Source organism: uncultured Roseibium sp., assembly GCF_947494555.1.
GTDB lineage: Bacteria > Pseudomonadota > Alphaproteobacteria > Rhizobiales > Stappiaceae > Roseibium.
In genome coordinates this window covers 320,799-339,357 of the sequence record NZ_CANLVF010000001.1, presented here as the reverse complement: position 1 = coordinate 339,357, position 18,559 = coordinate 320,799, and the positions used below count along the sequence as shown (strand labels likewise).

General features: G+C 56.3%; 17 protein-coding genes. 4 read left to right on the top strand and 13 right to left on the bottom strand.

Annotated features, from left to right (window positions below):
• From Q0915_RS01445 to Q0915_RS01435, 3 genes are all read left to right on the top strand, one after another.
• Positions 1-954 carry a formylglycine-generating enzyme family protein gene (locus Q0915_RS01445; protein WP_299472619.1) on the top strand — a complete coding sequence of 318 codons (954 nt, stop codon included), beginning with the start codon at positions 1-3 and terminating at the stop codon, positions 952-954.
• Positions 955-1,166: 212 nt separating this feature from the next.
• A complete protein-coding gene (locus tag Q0915_RS01440) occupies positions 1,167-2,696 on the top strand; it encodes a sulfatase (protein WP_299472618.1) in 1,530 nt (509 codons plus the stop codon).
• Complete coding sequence (locus Q0915_RS01435) at positions 2,693-3,685, top strand: DUF4432 family protein (RefSeq protein ID WP_299472617.1); 993 nt, start codon at positions 2,693-2,695, stop codon at positions 3,683-3,685. Before Q0915_RS01440 ends, Q0915_RS01435 begins: the two co-directional genes overlap by 4 nt.
• 288 nt (positions 3,686-3,973) lie before the next feature.
• Here Q0915_RS01435 and Q0915_RS01430 read toward each other — a convergent pair whose 3' ends face one another.
• Genes Q0915_RS01430 through Q0915_RS01410 form a run of 5 tightly spaced genes read right to left on the bottom strand, consistent with a single transcriptional unit; the run spans position 3,974 to position 9,518 of the window.
• The gene (locus tag Q0915_RS01430) at positions 3,974-4,570 is read right to left on the bottom strand and encodes a sarcosine oxidase subunit gamma (protein ID WP_299472616.1); all 597 of its coding nucleotides are present in this window, start codon (positions 4,568-4,570) and stop codon (positions 3,974-3,976) included.
• Positions 4,563-7,520, bottom strand: a complete 2,958-nt coding sequence (locus tag Q0915_RS01425) for a sarcosine oxidase subunit alpha family protein (protein WP_299472615.1) — start codon at positions 7,518-7,520, stop codon at positions 4,563-4,565. The genes Q0915_RS01430 and Q0915_RS01425 overlap by 8 nt, the downstream gene beginning before the upstream one ends.
• Positions 7,517-7,804 carry a sarcosine oxidase subunit delta gene (locus tag Q0915_RS01420; RefSeq protein ID WP_299472614.1) on the bottom strand — a complete coding sequence of 96 codons (288 nt, stop codon included), beginning with the start codon at positions 7,802-7,804 and terminating at the stop codon, positions 7,517-7,519. Before Q0915_RS01420 ends, Q0915_RS01425 begins: the two co-directional genes overlap by 4 nt.
• Positions 7,801-8,256 (bottom strand): pyridoxamine 5'-phosphate oxidase family protein, encoded by a 456-nt coding sequence (locus Q0915_RS01415; protein ID WP_299472613.1) that lies wholly within the window; start codon positions 8,254-8,256, stop codon positions 7,801-7,803. Before Q0915_RS01415 ends, Q0915_RS01420 begins: the two co-directional genes overlap by 4 nt.
• Before the next feature lie 11 nt (positions 8,257-8,267).
• Entirely contained in the window at positions 8,268-9,518 is a 1,251-nt protein-coding gene (locus Q0915_RS01410; protein ID WP_299472612.1) for a sarcosine oxidase subunit beta family protein, read from the bottom strand.
• 74 nt (positions 9,519-9,592) lie between these two features.
• Between Q0915_RS01410 and Q0915_RS01405 the strand changes: the two genes are divergently transcribed.
• On the top strand, positions 9,593-10,582 hold the full coding sequence (locus Q0915_RS01405) for a GlxA family transcriptional regulator (RefSeq protein WP_299472611.1): 990 nt from the start codon (positions 9,593-9,595) through the stop codon (positions 10,580-10,582).
• A 149-nt stretch (positions 10,583-10,731) separates the two neighbouring features.
• Here the strand turns inward: Q0915_RS01405 and Q0915_RS01400 are convergent, their stop codons facing one another.
• The 8 genes from Q0915_RS01400 to Q0915_RS01365 all read right to left on the bottom strand — a co-directional run bounded on the left by Q0915_RS01400 (position 10,732) and on the right by Q0915_RS01365 (position 18,556).
• Positions 10,732-11,541 (bottom strand): hypothetical protein, encoded by an 810-nt coding sequence (locus Q0915_RS01400; protein ID WP_299472610.1) that lies wholly within the window; start codon positions 11,539-11,541, stop codon positions 10,732-10,734.
• Between the two features lie 324 nt (positions 11,542-11,865).
• Positions 11,866-12,618, bottom strand: a complete 753-nt coding sequence (locus Q0915_RS01395; protein ID WP_299472609.1) for an SDR family NAD(P)-dependent oxidoreductase — start codon at positions 12,616-12,618, stop codon at positions 11,866-11,868.
• 24 nt (positions 12,619-12,642) lie between these two features.
• Positions 12,643-13,407 (bottom strand): SDR family oxidoreductase, encoded by a 765-nt coding sequence (locus tag Q0915_RS01390; RefSeq protein WP_299472608.1) that lies wholly within the window; start codon positions 13,405-13,407, stop codon positions 12,643-12,645.
• Positions 13,408-13,410: 3 nt separating this feature from the next.
• Positions 13,411-14,520: a sn-glycerol-3-phosphate ABC transporter ATP-binding protein UgpC gene (ugpC, locus tag Q0915_RS01385; RefSeq protein ID WP_299472607.1), complete on the bottom strand. Its 1,110-nt coding sequence runs from the start codon at positions 14,518-14,520 to the stop codon at positions 13,411-13,413.
• Positions 14,520-15,419 carry a carbohydrate ABC transporter permease gene (locus Q0915_RS01380; protein ID WP_299472606.1) on the bottom strand — a complete coding sequence of 300 codons (900 nt, stop codon included), beginning with the start codon at positions 15,417-15,419 and terminating at the stop codon, positions 14,520-14,522. Before Q0915_RS01380 ends, ugpC begins: the two co-directional genes overlap by 1 nt.
• Positions 15,412-16,395, bottom strand: coding sequence for a sugar ABC transporter permease (locus Q0915_RS01375; RefSeq protein ID WP_299472605.1), 984 nt, complete (start codon positions 16,393-16,395; stop codon positions 15,412-15,414). The genes Q0915_RS01380 and Q0915_RS01375 overlap by 8 nt, the downstream gene beginning before the upstream one ends.
• A 25-nt stretch (positions 16,396-16,420) precedes the next feature.
• Entirely contained in the window at positions 16,421-17,695 is a 1,275-nt protein-coding gene (locus Q0915_RS01370) for an ABC transporter substrate-binding protein (RefSeq protein ID WP_299472604.1), read from the bottom strand.
• 120 nt (positions 17,696-17,815) lie between these two features.
• A complete protein-coding gene (locus Q0915_RS01365; RefSeq protein WP_299472603.1) occupies positions 17,816-18,556 on the bottom strand; it encodes an SDR family oxidoreductase in 741 nt (246 codons plus the stop codon).
• Positions 18,557-18,559: the final 3 nt, after the last annotated feature.

Here is an 18,559-nt window from a genome sequence, read left to right as displayed (position 1 = left end):
ATGACTGTCGGACCGGCTCCAAAAGCGGCATGTTGTACTCCTTGCAGGGATGATGCTCTGCCGGGGGAGCCCGCGCAGAGCCAGCCTGCAGGAAACTTAGATACCGGCATCAGGTTGGAAACGGTCGTCATTCCCGCCGGCCTGCCCGTTCTCGGGACAGGTCATCCGCGTATTCCCAACGATGGTGAAGAGCTTCGCAAGTCAGCGCCGCTGGCCGGCTTTCGAATGACCGAGACCACGATCACCAATGCCCAGTTCAAAAAATTTGTCGACTCGACAGGCTACGTAACCGACGCGGAGCGTTATGGCTGGTCTTTCGTGTTCTGGTCGCTCGTTCCGCAAAACACCGGTGCGACGCTGGCTGTCGCCTCAGCGGACTGGTGGCGCAAGGTTCATGGTGCGGACTGGCGCAACATCGCCGGCACCGGAACGCAGACACTTTGGGACCCCGATCACCCGGTCGTGCACGTTTCCTGGAATGATGCCATGGCCTTCGCCCGGTGGGCCGGAGGACGTCTTCCGACAGAAGCCGAGTGGGAACATGCAGCACGCGGAAATCTCGGCGACGTGCCCTACCCCTGGGGCTCAAGAGAGCCGGACGATGAAGACTTCCAGCCCTGCAACATCTGGCAAGGACAATTTCCCGCAAACGACCTGGCGCTCGACGGATACCGGGCAACGGCTCCGGCAAAATCCTTCAAACCAAATGACTTCGGGCTCTACAACATGGTTGGAAATGTCTGGGAATGGACCTGCGAACCCTACAAAATCCATTCGCTGAGAAAAGCCGTCCGGGAAAAACTTGCGGCAATGAAGGGATACAAACTGCTCAAGGGCGGCTCGTTTCTTTGCCATCGAAGCTATTGTTGGCGATACCGGATTCCAGCCCGCAGCGGGGCTTCGCCTGATACGAGTTTGGCCCACCAGGGGTTCAGGGTTGTCCTTGATCTGTAAGAAATCGTTCCGAATCGAATGCGACCGTCAGTGCCCGCGTTCGCAGGCGGTCTGTCTCAGGCATCTCTTCGACTAGGGACTTTACATGACGCAAGACGACGCCGGGCGCACAGACGAAAATCACGCATGTTCGCGGAACCTTCGGTTTGGCTCTGCACCCGTCAGTGTGACGATTGCGGTGTTGCGAGCGGCCCAGTGACTCAGGTGATCTTATGAAAACGGTTTTCGTGCTTTTCGACTCCCTCAACCGGCACATGCTCTCACCATACGGCGGCAGAAGGGTCCCGACGCCAAACTTCGACCGGCTGGCGGCCAGATCCGCAACCTTTGAAAAACATTATGTTGGCTCAATGCCATGCATGCCCGCGCGGCGCGACCTGCTCACGGGCCGTCTCAGCTTCCTGCATAGGAGCTGGGGGCCGATTGAGCCGTTCGACAATTCGTTTCCCGAGTTGCTGGCGAAGGAAAAAGGGGTCTACAGCCACCTGGTGACAGATCATTTCCATTATTTTGAAGACGGCGGCGCGACCTATCACACAAAGTACGACACGTATGACTTTGTCCGGGGCCAGGAAGGCGACCGCTGGAAGGCGATGGTTCAACCCCATTGGGACCGCCTGAAAGAAAAATATGCCGCGGCCCAGTTCAAGACCGACCGCCGGACCTATAAGGCCCAGAACATCATCAACCGGGAATTTATCAAAGAGGAAAAAGACTTCCCCTCCGTGCGGGTTTTTGATGCCGGGATCGACTTTATCGACCGAAACAAGGACGCTGACAATTGGCTGTTGCAGATTGAAACCTTCGATCCGCACGAACCTTTTCACGCACCTGAAACCTATAAGAAGCCTTTCGACACCGGCTGGACGGGACCCATACTCGACTGGCCAAGGTATGGCCGCGTGGATGAACTACCCGAAGAGTGCGAAGAGTTGCGCGCAAACTACTATGCCACCATCGCGCTCTGCGATGCCTTGCTTGGGCGTCTGCTCGACCAGTTCGACCGCGAAAACCTGTGGCGTGACACGCTCCTGGTAGTCACCACAGATCATGGATTTCTTCTTGGTGAACACGATTTCTGGGCCAAGAACCGCATGAACATCTATGAGGAAATCGCCCACATTCCCCTGTTCGTTCACGATCCCAGGCGGCCCGAAAGCCACGGACAGCGCGTCGAGGGCCTAACACAGACCAGCGACCTGGCCCCAACGTTCCTGGAAGCCTACGGGGCGACCCTGCCGGCGGAAGTCAGCGCTCAATCCCTGTTGCCGATGTTGGAGGGCCGGCCCTCCGCGCACGATTGCATCCTCTACGGCTACTTCGGCGGCGCGGTGAACATTACCGACGGCCGTTACACCTATCACCGGTATCCGCCAGACCTGCAGACGCAGGAAATCTATCAGTACACATTGATGCCAAGCCACATCTATGAACCGTTCGCAATCGAGGAACTGCAGGAGGCGACACTCGCCGAACCGTTTTCCTTTACAAAGGGGACACCCCTTTTGCGCATTCCCGTAAAGCCGGGAACTGCAATGTCCAGGGCATACGGTCCCGGTTGTTTCATTGAAGACGACACACGTCTCTACGACCTGAAAACCGATCCTGGCCAGCAAAATCCGCTGACAGACCCCGTTGCCGAACAAAAGCTGGCCGATGCAATGACCCGGCTGATGAGTGGACTGAACGCACCGCCGGAGGCTTTTGAACGATTGTCCTTGAACCAAGAAGCGAGTGCATGAGCATGACACTCGGCTCTCCCCTTTCGGAACGCGCTCGCATTGAGTCCCTCGTTGGAGACATGCGCCAACTGGCCTCGATCCGCCAAGTGGAACTTCGCGACGGAGCGGAATGCGGTGTTCGAGCGCTCGTTTTTTCAACCGGCGGCGGACTGGACTTCTGGGTTTTCCAGGATCGCAGCATGGATATCGGTTTGTTGAGTTGGCGGGGAACGCCTATCGCATGGCAGCATCCGGACGGATTTGCCGCTCCGGCTCTTCGCCCGTCCTTTGCCGATGCCGGACGCGGCGTTCAACGAACGCTCGGCGGATTTCTAGTCACCTGCGGTTTGGACAATGTCCGCCAACCGAGAGGTGACCTGCCGCTTCACGGTTCTCTGCCGGTCACCCCCGCCCGGCTCCTGACTTGTCACGAAGACTGGTCGTCGCCAGTACCGGTGCTTGTCGCCGAAGGGGAAATTGTTTCGTCGCATATGGGCAGGGCCAGTTTCCGAATGCGCCGCCGCATCGAAGCGCCGATTGCCGGTTCAACGCTGACAATCAGCGACTGGGTCGAAAACATCGGTCCGGATCCGGCGGAACTCATGGTTCTTTATCATATGAACTTCGGCTTTCCGTTAGTTGCCCCCGGAACACGCATTTTCTTGAACGGCAAAACGATACCATTCAAGGAACCGGTCGGCTCCGCAATCAGGCAAAGCGAACTCAATCCTGAATGCCATTCATCGTCAGATGAAAACGGGCGATTTATGATCGAAGTTCATCGTGACTGCTCTGGTCCGTGGCCCGGCATCACCATGGCGGTGTCAGGAAACGCACGTGCACTTCCCTACGCGCAGTTCTGGCGAGATCCGCGACCACGGCGAAACGTATTGGCGATTGAACCCGTGAATTGCGATCGCGCCGCTGACGGCACAAGCACAGCTGGAACAACGCTTGCTCCTGGCGAGATCTGGAGTTCCAGTCTTGGATTTGATTTCTCCAACCCTTGAATGGAGTCTGTCGCCTTTAGCGATAAATCTATCAAGCGTGCAGGCCTGAAGCTGAATACCCGTATGCTTCAAAAACAGCCGTTGAAGTGTACGGCGGCTGACGCCAACAATTCCCGCCAAATCACTGGGCGAGACCGGGCTTTCGATGTTGTCATTGATTATGTCAACGGCCATGCGGATCTGGAGGCAATGCCAGTGTTTCGAAACAGCGGGGGGCTCCTGTTTAGCAAGTGAAACGAGTTTCGAGCACCTTGTTCAGAGCGATAAGGCCGCCTGGACATAAGGGGACTAGATCGTCTTGATGGCGGTAAGAGCAGACGTCGATTCAAGGGCTGTTTTCACCGCATGCAACAGCGAGTGTGCGAACGACCTGCCGGCAAAGACCCTGAAATGCGTCCTCGTTTCCATGCAGAGCAGAAAACAAGCGACGCGCTCGATGACCGTTCTGGTTGCCATCCCCGTCGTGAACTGTCGAACGTCCATTGCCGCGAGCCGTTCGAATACCGCTTCCAGATCAGGCCCGGTCACGTCGAAACAGACCCACCCGTCGTTTTGCTCAGTCACTGAAGCATCACCATTGAGTCTCTTGGCCAGATCAACAGCTTGCAGCTCATGATCATCATGTGAGGCGAGCATCATCCACTGACCCGGCCCCGTCCAGAATGCCGTACGACCTTGATTGGACTTGAAACTTCCAGCAGATGGCAGGTCGGTCGCCAAGCCCGCCTTCAGTTTCTTCATGACTATTTCCTGCGAACCGGTCCTGGCGGAGATAGAGGTCATGGCGAAGCCGGTATTTTCTGCGATGCAATAGCCGTCAACCTCAAATCGCCCCGCTTTTCCAGGGCCAAGCGCGGGTGTGGGAGTCAGTCTGTAGTCAGGCACGAAGACGTTCTCCTTCCGGATCGATGAAGTGCGGACTGACGACTTTCGCTTTGACCGTCAAGCCTTCGATAGGGTTCGCCACCTCGATCAACTCACCCAGGCGATCGTTGCCTTTTTCCAGGAAACCAAGCGCAATAGGCGCCTGCAAGTGGGGCGAGAAAGCTGACGAAGTGAGCCAACCTTGGTCATTTGCCGGAACGTGTTCTGTACCTGCCGCAAAAAGGTGAGCACCTGCAGGCAGACTGACATCATCTTCGAGCCCCTGAAAACCGACAAGGCGCAAACCGTCATTTCGTGACAGCCCTTCACGGCGAGAGAGCACAGTGCCGATACTGTCCTTCTTCGTTGAGATCAGGCGGCCCATACCCAGTTGTATCGCAGAGGTCTGGCCGTTCAACTCATTGCCGGTCACGTGCCCTTTTTCGATTCTCAGAACGCCGAGTGCCTCTGTCCCGTATGGAACGACGTCGAACTCCTTACCGGCTTCCATGAGTATGCGCATCAGGCTGTCGCCGGATCGCGTCGGCACGGCGAGTTCGTAAGCAAGTTCTCCGGAAAACGAGATGCGGAAGAGCCGCGCGCGAACGCCGCCGCAAACGGTGATTTCCCGACACCCCATGAACGGGAACGCCTCGTTGGTCAGGTCAAAATCCGGATCAACGATCTTTTGCAGCAATGCCCTGGAATTCGGACCGGCAACAGCATATTGCGCCCAGGCTTCCGTGGTGGAAATCAGCTGTACATCCAGATCCGGGCGAAGGCACTGCCGGACAAATTCCATATGACGATAAACCCCAACAGCATTTGCGGTCGTCGTTGTGACGACGAAATGGTCTTCTGCAAATCTCGCAGCGGTTCCGTCGTCCATGACGATGCCGTCCTCTCGCAACATCAGGCCGTACCGGACTTTTCCGACCGCCAGCTTTGCAAAACCATTGCAGTAGACCATGTTGAGGAATGTGGCCGCATCCTTGCCTTGCACGTCGATCTTGCCGAGCGTGGTCACATCGCAGATCCCAACGGAGCGACGAACCGCAAGAACTTCGCGGTCGACGCTCTGGCGCCAGTGCGTATCGTCTTTTTGAGGGAACCACTGAGCTCGAAGCCAACTTCCCGCTTCTACAAAAACGGCGCCCTGTTCTTCTGCCCACCAGTGGCTTGGAGTGAGCCGGGTCGGGCGAAAATTCTCGTCACGAGACCGCCCTGCCAGCGCACCGATTGCAACCGGCGTGTAGGGTGGACGGAAAATCGTTGTTCCGGTTTCGGGAATGGTTTTGCCGCATAGTTCCGCCATGATCGCAAGCGCACCCATATTGGCGGTTTTGCCTTGATCGGTCGCCATGCCCAGCGTGGTATAGCGCTTCATGTGCTCGACTGAGCGGAAACCTTCCTGATGCGCAAGTTTGACGTCCTTTACCGTCACGTCATTTTGCAGATCCAGCCACGCACGACCTTTGCCTTCGCCGGTGTGCCAGAATGCCGACATGCCCAGAAACGAATCCTGTGTTTCGGGAAGGTCGACAACGTTGGGCTCAATCCCGATCTGTGAGAGTGCATCGGCCGCTTTTTTATACCCCTCTGCAAGTGCGCTTCCTGTCGCCAAATTGCCGTTTGCTGCGCCTGCGACCAACATTCCATGTGGCTGGTTTCTTCCGGGAACAAACGCTGCGATCGAAGGATCCCAGACCGGACGACCCCGTTGGTGGCAAGAAAGCGAAACATTCGGATTCCAGCCCCCAGAAACTCCCAGGGCACCGCAGGAGATGGTCTTCAAGCTGTTGTCGCTCAATCTGACACTGATCTCCCGAAGACCCAGTTTTCCCGCCGCATCAACAACTTTAGCTCCATGCAGGAGTTCGTAATCAGCGATTTTTTGCGCTTCAGGGCGTACATCGATGACCGCAGCAATTTCGACACCCTTTCTCAGAAGATCGCGTGCTGTTCGGTGGCCGTCGTCGTTGTTTGTGAAGATCGCGGTTTTCAGATCCGCGGCAACCGCCCAACGGTTCGCATACGCGCGCATTGCACCGGCAAGCATGATCCCGGGCCTGTCATTGTTCTCAAAGGCGATAGGGCGTTCCGTCGCACCAGCGCAGACGATTGCCTTTTTGGAATAGATCCGCCAGAGAATTTGCCTCGGCAGGCAGGGCGCCGGTTCCGCGAGGTGATCGCTCACCCGCTCGAGCGCTCCATAAACACCATGATCATAGGCACCAAAGACTGTCGTTCGCGAAAGGATGCGGACATTATCGGCATTTCGAAGCTCATCGAGTGCCCTCGCCAGCCATTCGCGAGCCGGTTTGCGATCGAGTTCTTCGTCCTCCGCGTTCAACCGACCACCCAGCTCGAAGTCCTCATCCGCAAGAATGACACGGGCGCCGGATCTTGCAGATGTCAATGCAGCTGACAGCCCCGCCGGACCAGAGCCGACAATCAACACATCGCAATGAAGGTAACCTTTGTCGTAGACATCCGGATCCGGTTCCGTTGCAGCCGTTCCAAGGCCCGCGGCGCGGCGGATGACGGGCTCATAGACCTTTTCCCAAAAGATCTTCGGCCACATGAACGTCTTGTAGTAAAACCCCGCGGTCAGCACGTTGGAAAACAAGTCGTTTATGCCCATTGCGTCGAATGCGAGTGAGGGCCAGCGGTTCTGGCTGCAGGCTTGCAGACCCTCGAAAAGTTCGGCAACTGTCGCTCTGGTATTGGGTTCCCGGTGGGCACCGGTCCGCAATTCGACCAGCGCGTTTGGCTCTTCTGAGCCGGAAGCGATTACCCCGCGGGGACGATGGTACTTAAAACTCCGTCCCATCAGTTTGACATTGTTTGCCAAGAGAGCCGAAGCAAGCGTGTCGCCTCTGAAACCGGTGAATGTCCTGCCATCAAAGGAGAATGTCACCTGGGAGGTGCGGTCTACGATGCCGCCGGACAAACGGTTGAGTTGAGTCATCTCACAGGCTCCTTCGACAAAGCCACTTGTGATGCCAGCTCAGCGCTCAGGATTTCGTGCGTCGTGGTGTCACGCGTGACAACCAGCCAGGACCGGTCACCTTGCTCATGGAACCAGAGTTCCCGGTGAACCCCCGCCGGGTTGTCCCGAAGGTAGAGATATTCATAGTAGGCAGAGCCAGCTTCTGGATGCTGCCAATCAGGGCGGTCCAACAAGGATGCGTCCCCGAGATAAACGAATTCCTGGGCATCCCTCGGCCCCAGGAGAGGGTGCGGAATAATCAATCTGACATGTCCCGGATCTTGGATTTCCAATGTTGACGCAAGGCCGTTTCCTCAACTCCCAGCTCGTAGAGAGGCGTCGACAGCGGTCTGCAAGCCGTTACGTCGATGATGATGAAACCGTTGAAGAGTTCTTCGAGTTCCGGCCAGCCTGCGAGAAATTGCGGAAGCAGTTCGGCATACCTTTGCGAGCCTCTCGGCTCATTGTGAGCCCTGCCGGCAATCCGAACGCCTTTTCTTGACAGGATATCGATGAAATTGATCTCGACTTCAGGCTTCTCAGCGATGTTGCGCAGGGTGTTTGGCGAGCGCATTTCGGCAAAGGCGAGCGATGTCTCATCGAGAATGAGAAAAGTACCTTTTGGAGAGAGACTTACGTCACCATTGAGGTTCGACGTCGCGACAAATCCCAGACGCCAGGTCTCTATGATATGTCGGGCTTGATTTGTGATCATTTGGCTCAACCTCAGTGAAGGTTCGGTTGGGCACCGGCGCCCTTTTCATCAATCATGAGGCCTTTTTCAAACCGGTCGAACCTTAGGGCCTCGGCGGTCGCGTGGGGGCCGCCGGTCGCCAACAGGTGGGCGAAGGTCAACCCGGATGCCGGCGTTGCCTTGAAGCCGCCATAGCACCAGCCCCCATTGAAATAGAGACCTTCGATCGGCGTTCGGTCTATTATTGGAGAGCCATCCATGGACATGTCCATGATCCCGCCCCACATACGCAACAAACGCGTACGGCCAATCATCGGCATGATCGCCATGCCGCCCTCACAGACATCTTCCACAACCGGAAGATTGCCGCGTTGGGCGTAAGTGTTGTAGCCATCGATGTCCCCCCCAAAAACGAGACCACCCTTGTCCGACTGGCTGACGTAAAAATGTCCCGCACCAAAGGTGATGACGCCGGGTATCATGGGCTTCAAACCTTCCGATACAAAGGCCTGCAAAACATGACTTTCAATCGGCAGCCGCAGACCTGCATAGGACATTACTTTTCCGGAAGAGCCGGCAACTGCAACGCCGACCTTTTCCGCGCCGATAGTTCCGCGCGATGTCTCGACACCACGGATCTTGCCGTTTTCAATCTTGAAACCGGTTACCTCACAGTTTTGAATAATATCGACCCCATACCGGTCAGCAGAACGGGCGTATCCCCACGCAACGGCGTCATGCCGGACCGTGCCACCCCGGCGGTGCATCAACGCTCCCTTGATCGGAAAGCGCGCATTGTCGAAATTCAGGAACGGGGCTTCCCTTTTGACGCCTTCTCTATCCAGAAGTTCAGCATCGGACCCGTGCAGGATCATTGAGTTGCCCCGGCGGCGGAACGCATCGCGCTGGGCATCTGTGTGAAACAGGTTCATGATACCGCGCTGGCTGACCATCGCGTTGTAGTTCAGATCCTGTTCGAGCCCTTCCCAGAGCTGGAGTGATAGTTCGTAGAACGGCTCATTGCCGGGCAGCAGATAGTTCGATCGAATGATTGTCGTATTCCGACCCACATTGCCGCCACCGATCCAGCCTTTTTCCAGGACGGCGATCCGCGTCTTGCCAAAATTTTTTGCCAGATAATGAGCTGTAGCAAGCCCATGCCCGCCGCCGCCGACCACGACAACGTCATAGTGTGCCTGCGGCTCAGGGTCCCGCCATGCAGGTTTCCAACCCTTGTGCCCGGTAAGAGCTTCCCTGATCAATCTGAAACCTGAATAGGCCACGGTACTCTCTCACTTTTGTGGAAGGCTCAGTCTGCCTGAAGGGGCGAGATTTTCTATTCTGAACGGGACATATTGTGCTCAAAACCCGTCTGGGCTATTCCAATCTCATGAGCGATGAACATACGTGCCGCACGTTCGGCTTCCTTCTGATCGATGAGTTTGCGCTTATGTCGGCTGCATCTGCTGTGGAACCGCTGCGCGCTGCCAATCTGCTGTCCGGCCGGTCTTTGTACGATTTTGTATTCTTTTCAAGTTCCGGTGGTTTGGTGCCTTCGTCGAGCGGTGTCGGGTTTGAAACGCTTTCCATGGACGGCGCGCTATCACGCGTGGATATTCTCTTCGTCGTGGCCGGCGGCGACCCAATGTCGTTCAACGACAAAAACGTGTTCGCTCAGCTGAGGATGCTTGCTGCGCGGGGAACGCCGCTAGGAGGCATATCGGGGGGATCCGTGCTCCTAGCCAAAGCCGGTGTTCTGAAAAGATACCGGTTCACGGTGCACTGGGAGCATTTCGAAGCGCTTCGGGCAACGTCCGATTCCCTGCTCATGGAAAGGCGACTGTTTGTCATCGACCGTGACCGCTTCACCTGTGCAGGCGGTATTGCACCGATTGACATGATGTATGCGCTCATTCAGGCCGATCACGGGACGCAGCTGGCAAGGGCCGTCAGCAACTGGTTCATTCACACAGGGGTTCGCACAGCCGAGGAACCTCAGCAAACGCGGCACGCAAAAGATGGTCAGCAACTTTCAGCGTTGGTGGAAACGGCACTGGAACTCATGGAAAATCACATCGCGGACCCCTTGTCTCTTAGGCAAATTTCGCTTTTGTCCGACATGGGATCACGACAATTGCAGCGCAGGTTCGAGAGGGAAATGGGCGTCAGCGTAATGCAATGTTATCTGGACATCCGGCTTCGCAAAGCGCACGAACTGGTGCTGAAGACAAAATTGCCTTTGATCGAAGTCGCGCACGCAACCGGTTTCGTCAATCAGGCCCACTTTTCCAAAATGTATCGGGCTCGCTATGCGATGTCTCCCAGTACCAGCCGGAAGAAACGCTGAGTTTGAAAAAAGCACCGGCTTCAAATGACGAAAGTCTTCTCAATTCAGACTCAGCACGCCTCCTTCACGGGTTTCTCGTTGCAAGTTCGACATAATATGTCTTGCGCCGCTTTGGTTGAATGGCGGGCAACGTTACAGAACGCAGATGTTTACTGGTTGCGGGGCCGAAACTTTTCCAGAACTTCGACATCCATTGATTTGATGCGTGCAAACCGTTCACCGACGTCGTTTTCGACAGCCCATCGATGGCGTGTTTTGGCGACCATCTCTACGCCACCCGGCAAGATCCCGATCCAGTCAAAATCGACCGAGACTTCATAAGTTTCCTCGGTCGTCTCTTTAACCGAGAAGTTCTCAATGATGTGAGTACTTGCCTCGACTTGCGATCCGGGGCCGGCAAGCCAAGCTTCAAGACCTTCGAACCCGGTGATCGCACCACTTGAAAAGTTCAATACAAATTCATCCGCTAGAATTTCCTTGAACGGCGCGGCATTGCGCACAGGGTCTTCGACCAAAGCAAGCCAATAATGCACCAGGCTTCGCATTCGATTGTCTGCATAAGCATCTTTATAGGCGGCGTTCTCAATTTCCCCGGCCTGCTCGATTTTTACGTCAGAAAGAAGCGGCAATACGGTACTGCCAGGAACAAGCTCTATCGTATAGTTCAAGTTGGCCGACCTCACGGCGCCATTCGGGAGCATTCCGGTGTTCTGATAGATAATTTGAGCTGTCAGCTTCATGACGCCGCCTTCGGCGTGATCAATGTCGACAGAGTTCACGTGGTGCGCGTTCTTCCACGTGCGCGGAAGCTGCGAAACCCGGGCTTCATATTCACCAAGCCCATTGGCGGTACCGAGACCCGAAACCACGGTGACATCATCCGAAAGGATGTTGAGAGCATTCTCGATACCCCCTTCCGGACGTTCATAGAACTGATACCAACGAAAATACTGCGCCATCGCCGCATGTTCTCGAAAACCGGAACGTATCTCTGCTTGCGGCATTTGAGCAAAGACTGGCATCGTCGACAGGCAGAAGAATACCGCGAAAAGTTGAGCGATTTGGTTGCGCAATGGAACACCTCTTGCTTGCCATTAATGAACACATGCTCACTTATAATCATGCCGAGGTCCGTAGACTAGAACCGTCACGATGTTTTTTAGAGAATAATGCCACTTTCGACATCTGCGAGAAAAGCGATCGGTCAACGCAATCGCTCCGCTCGGCAGAGAACCACGGCCGCCGTGTCATGTGTCTTATGGATGGATAGCGGGTGATCCAGCCTAGTAAGTTGCCCGCCCGCCGGAGAGATCGTAAACGGCACCGGTGGAATAGGAACACTCTTCGGACGCAAGCCAGCTCACGAGGCCCGAAGTCTCTCCGACCGTTCCCATGCGCCCCATCGGGATCTTTGCAAGCATGTAACCGAGCTGTTCTTCAGTAACGTCCTGAAGCATTTCAGTCCCCACGACGGCAGGTGCAACGACATTCACCGCAATGCCTTGCTGCGCGAGTTCCTTGCCGAGGCTCTTGGTCAGCGTGATGACGGCACCCTTTGAAACCGAGTATGCGGACGCGTTGGGATTTCCGTCCTTCCCCGCCATTGAGGCTATATTGACGATCCTGCCGTAACCACCGGATTGCATATGCGGCACAACGGCCTTGCAGGTATGAAAGATACCATTGAGGTTGACGCTCATGACCTGGTTCCAGACGTCCAGCGGATAATCAGCAAGCGGTGTATTCACGCCGGCAATCCCGGCGGAATTGACCAGGATGTCTATCCTGCCATGCTTTTCCTTGACGCGGTCGGCGGCGGCCCGGACCACCTGAAAGTCGACGACATCAAGCTGCTCGGCCTGCACATCGCCAAATGCGCTGAGTTTTTTCTGCGCTTCGCGCAGAGTGTCCTCTTTCAGGTCCCAAAGCATAACGGCCGCCCCTGACTGCAAAAACCGTTGCGCAATTGCAAAGCCCATGCCCCGCGCGGCTCCCGTCACGATCGCGACACGTCCGTCTAGATCTATTCTGTTCATGAAAAGTCTCCGGTTATTAAGTAATCAGATCCAGCCGCCATCGAGCGTGAATTCCTGGCCCGTGCACATGGAACTGTCGTCGGCGCTCAAGAACATCACAAGTGCCGCCACATCCCTTTCGTTGATCGTGCCGCGCAAAGGCTGGTTCTGATCGAGGATCGACTTGCCGTCATCACCGAAATGCTCTGTCAGCTGACGATCGGTCAGCACCCAGCCCGGAAGCACGGTGTTTATGCGCACGCCGTGTGCACCGAACTCCCGCACAAATGAACGCGTCAGCCCGTGAATGGCCGCCTTTGCGGTCGTATAGGCGGGCATGCCGCCGTGTTTTGCCTTCCAGGAGATAGAGCCGAAATTGATGATCGAACCGCGTTGCCTTTCCATCATGCTGGCAGCGACGGCCTGTATCGCGAAGAACACCGGGTTAAGATTGACTGCGAGCGACTTTTCCCACATCTCCGGCGTCACGTCGCTCCACGCATGGCGCGTATCGTTGGCAACGTTGTTGACGAGAAGATCGACCGGCCCTCCACTCTCCGAAAACATCTTAATGGTCGACTGCAGCTCCCGCGTCTCAGTTACGTCCATGGCGCGGAACCAGACCTCCGCTCCTTGCTCTTCAAGCCGTTTGCGAAGCGCTGTCCCTGCGCTTTCGTTGACATCGACAAACCCCACCCGAACGCCTTGTGCTGCATAAGCCGAAACGATCGCAGCCCCGATACCGGTCGCACCTCCCGTCACGAATGCGTTCAGGCCCTGAAGGCTCGGGTAATGTGCGAAGTCCGTCATTCTTCAAGTCCTTGGGATCCGATTGGTTGTCTCTGGATCGAAAAAGCAGATGTTCTCGAGGTCGAGAAAGAGGTCAATCCGGGCGTCTTCCTCCGGGCGGAAATTCGCCGGCAAAACTGCCACGAGAGAGAGATCCGCAGACGAGAACACCAACATCGTGTCAGGACCGGTCGGCTCAACCACATCGACACGGGCCGAAATCGGCACGAACTCATCTTCACCTGTACTGGTCAGGACGAAATGCTCCGGGCGCGCCCCTATGGTAACGGTCCTGCCGGCAAAAGCGGCAAGTTCGTTATGACGGTCTTTCAGGGGGATCGTCAGTTCGCCATCGCCGGACCGTCGAACCAGGGTTATGTCCCCGGGTTCACCTTCGACCACCGCGTCAATGAAATTCATGGAAGGCGATCCCATGAAACCGGCAACGAACCTGTTCGCCGGCTCCCGGTAGATGGTGTCCGGATCCGCGAATTGCTGAACGATCCCGCCATTCATGACCACGATGCGATCCGACAGCGTCATCGCCTCGATCTGGTCATGCGTGACGTAAACGATCGTCTGGCCCAGCCGTTTGTGCAGCTTCTTGATTTCGGTGCGCATCTCGACGCGGAGCTTTGCATCGAGATTGGAAAGAGGTTCGTCAAACAGGAACAATTGAGGGTCCCGCACGAGCGCCCGCCCCATGGCAACGCGCTGGCGTTGTCCGCCGGAGAGTTGCGACGGTTTCCGCTCCAGGAGCGCTTCGATCTGCAGAAGCTTTGCAACGTCCGCGACCGCCTTTTTCTGCTGGTCCTTGGGGGTCTTCCTGTTTTCCATGCCGAACGTGATGTTCTCGCGCACGGACATGGTTGGATAAAGCGCGTAGGACTGGAACACCATTGCGATATTCCGGTCCTTGGCCGACAGGTCGGTCACATCCCGGCTGCCCATGTTCAGCGTCCCATAGGAGATTTCCTCAAGTCCGGCGATGATCGAGAGGAGCGTGGATTTCCCACACCCGGAGGGGCCTACAAGAACGACAAACTCTCCGTCCTCGATGTCCAGATTGATATCGCGAAGAGCCAGAAAGTCGCCGTATTTTTTCCAGGCGTTGCTGATAGTGAGGCTTGCCATTATTTGACAGCTCCCTGTGTAAGACCGCGGACGAAATAGCGGCCGCCGAAGAAGTAGATCAGGAGAGGCGGTATCGCCGCGATCAGAACGGCGGCAGATCCGAAGCCGTATTCGCTGACACCGGTATCGTCCGCGTTGAGTGACATGAGCGCGGCCGTAATCGGCCGGAAGTCGGAGGAACTGAACGTCACGGCAAAGAGGAACTCGTTCCATATGAAGGTGAACTGCCAGATCACCGTCACGATGATGATTGGCGGAGACAAAGGCACAACGATCTTCCAGAACGTCCTGAAGAAGCCCGCACCATCGATGCGCGCCGCCTTGATCAGATCATCCGGCAGATTGATCAGGTAGTTACGGCAAAAGAGTGTGGTGAAACAGGTCCCCTGAATGATGTGCACAAGCGCAAGTCCTGCCAGCGACTTGGAAAGACCCAGCCAGGACAGTGCGATGGCCCAGGGAAGCAGGACCACCTGCGGGGGCAGGAACACACCGATCGTGATCGCTACGAACACGACACTTGCAAACGGCATCTTCCATTTGGTGAGCGCGAAGCCGTTCAGCAGACCTATCGCGGTGGAGATCATGGTTGCCGGAACGACCATCAGCATGGAGGCCCAGAAATAGGGTTCCACGCCTGTGCAACTGGCGTTGATGCAGGCAGAACTCCAGGCAACGTCCCAGTTTTCCAGGGTGGTCCTGGTCGGCCAGCCAATGAAGCTTTCCCTGAGTATGTCCTCGTTGTAGCGAAGCGAATTCAGGAAGATGACAGCAAGCGGCATGATCGCGAACAGGCCAACCACAATCAGGGTCGCATAGACCAGCACTCTGGACGCAAGCAGACGTGCATTGAAAGGCCGTTTCCGGTTGAAATCAGGCAGGGTTTGCGCGTCAGCCATGTCCGCCTCCCGTTTTATGCTTGCGGTAAACCCAGCCGAGCGCGATGACCGGCAAAAGCACGACGATCAGGCCGATCAACAGCCAGACCGCGGCGGCTGCACCCTGCGCGAGTTCTCCGGCTGCAAACAGCCGGTCGTAGACAAAGATTGCCGGAAATGTCGTTGAAATGCCCGGGCCGCCATGGGTGAGTGCCAGAACGAGGTCGAAAGTCTTGATCGCGAACTGCAGCAGGATGATCAGCACCGAAATCATCACCGGCCAGATTGAGGGCAGGATGATCCTCCGGTAGATCTTGATCATGCTGGCGCCGTCGATACGCCCTGCCTTGACCACGTCCTGATCAACCCCGCGCAGGGCAGCCAGAACCATCACCATCACAAAACCCGACGCGTGCCAGACAGCGGCCAAAACCACTGCATAAAGCGCGGTTTCCCGGTTCGTGATCAGGCTGAATTCAAATCCCGTCCACCCGAGATCATGGAAGAACTTTTCAAGTCCGGTCGACGGGTTCAGGATCCACTGCCAGGTGGTGCCGGTGACAACAAACGAAATCGCGATTGGATAAAGAAAGATCGAACGGAGGAAGTTCTCACCCTTAACCCGCTGGTCCATCAGTATGGCGAGCGTGACACCGACAAGAACGGAAAACACGATGTACAGCGTTCCGAACACGGCAAGGTTCTGCACGCCTGTTGTCCAGCGCGGGTTTCGCCAAAGCCTTGTATAGGCGTCAAACCCGGCAAAGTCGTAGACCGGCAGAAGCGTCGAACTGGAAAGCGACAGGTAAATGTTCCAGCAGACAAAAACGAAGATGTAGATGCCCGTGGTAACGAGTGTCGGGAGCAGTACAAGCGTCGGGACCAGTTGCGCCAATCTTGCGGCGCGACTGACCGGCCTTGTCCTGAACTCCGGCGTAAGCGCAACAGACTGCATGACGTGCCCGAGTGGTTGATAGGATGCAGGAAGGGCTTTCACAAAGCCCTTCCCCGATTTGATGCGATCAGTATTCGTTGATCGCGGCTTCAGCCATTTTCTGCGCCGCGTCCTCAGAGCTCATGTCGCTGGTGATAAATTCCGAAATGACGGTGAACATCGCTTTGCGGAATTTCTCCGGAACAGCCATGTTGTGCGCCATCGACCGCACGACAGTGCCGGCTTCGGCGGCATTACGCAGATCGACGAGATTGAGTTGCTGGCAGGGATTGAACTCATCTCCGAGCTCAATATCCATACGCGCCGGGATGGAGCCCTTGGCAACATTGAACACCTTCTGGAAATCCGGGGACATGACCAGCGATGCCATCATCTTCTGGCCTTCGATAAAGTCAGGATCGGATTGCTTGAAGAAAACGACGGAATCCGAGTTGAGGATGTATCCCGGATCACCGCTGTTCATCGGTGCACCGGCGCAAAGATAGTCCTTGCCGTATTCATACCCGGCCGCATTCATTGTACCGATGGCCCAGTCGCCGTGGAAATAGAACCCGGCTTCACCCTTTGCCATCATGTTCAGTGGCTCTTCCCAGCCGCGCCCGGGAAACGCCGGATCCATCCAGCCGACCATTTTGCGCAACTGATCAAAGGCCGCCACCATTTCGGGGCTGTTCAGCGCTTCGAGATCCAGGTCGATAAAGGCGCGTCTGAACAGGTCGGTGCTGATGCCCTGAGCCACGATTTCAAACAGCGTCCCGTCGATCCAGTCCTGTCCGCCATGGGCGACCGGAATGATGCCTTTTTCCGCCATCTGTTCGGCCAGAACATTGAACTCATCCCAGGTCTTCGGCAGTTCTTCAGCGCCAATCGCGTCCATGGCCGATTTCGATGCCCACATCCAGTCGATCCGGTGGATGTTCATCGGAGATGCCACCCATTGGCCGTGCGGTTTCATCACGCTGACGAGTTCAGGCGCGACAACGTCTTCCCATTTTTCCTCTTCCGCCAGTGCATTCAGATCTGCCGTCAGGCCGGTCTTGGCCCATTCTCCGATCTCCGGTCCTTTGAGCTGAACGGCGGATGGCGGGTTTCCGGAAATAACGTCTGCGCGCAGGCGTGCAATCGTGTTCGAGGTGTGCCCTGGAATAGCCGTCTGGTTCCAGCTTCCACCCTGCGCCTCGAACATCTCGCCAAGTACGTTGATGGCTTCGGCATTCGAACCTGAATGCCATTGATGAAGCAGGTTTGTCTTTGGTTCAGCCAAGGCGCCACTGGCCAGAACGCCTGATGCCACCATCGCAGCAGCAGCCGGCATCATCAATTTCCTACGCAAGATCGTCATCGGTCTTTCCTCCTCGAAAATGACCCTTGTTCGACTTAGCCGCACACAAACGTTCACGTGAACATTTCTTGCCGATAAATTGAGTGTGCGGCACTTCCTGGTGAGCTCGCGCGAGCCCGCCTAGATGGTGATCCCCCCGTCTATGTTGATCGCTTGCCCGGTCACAAAGGCGCTTTCGTCCGACGCCAGATATGCACACAGGGCGGCAATCTCCTCCACCGTTCCGAACCGCCCTGAGGGTTGGCGGTCTGTGAAGAATTTCCGGGCGGCCTCCCGGCCACCCAATTCATCCGAAAGCTCTTCAATTCTTTGACGCAAGGACGGGCTGTCGACAGTCCCCGGACAAACCGAATTGCAGCGAATGCCGCAGCTCAGATAATCTGCTGCCACAGATTTTGTCAGGCCGATCACGCCGCCCTTGGCAGCCGAATAGGCAGCCCGTTTCGGGAACCCCTTGATCGAGCTAGCCACAGAACCAATCGTGATGATGCTGCCGCCGCCTTCCTTCATTTTAGGAATGGCCGCACGCAACACCCTGTAGGCACTGGTCAGGGAAATGTCGCAGGAGTGCACCCACTCTTCTTCAGCACACTCCTCGATTGTTCCCTGGTGCACATAGCCGACACAGTGAACCAGAATATCGACGCGGTCGAAGTCTTCGAAATACGCCTCGACAGCGGCACCATCGGTCGCGTCAAGCTGCCTGGTCCCGGCACAGGACAGGCTTTTCAGCAGTGCTTCGTCAAGATCACTGGCAAAGACGGTTGCGCCATCAGCGTGCAGACGCTCGGCGACCGCGCGGCCTATGCCCTGCCCTGCTGCTGTGACAACCGCCATTTTGCCATTCAACCTGCCCGTCATCGC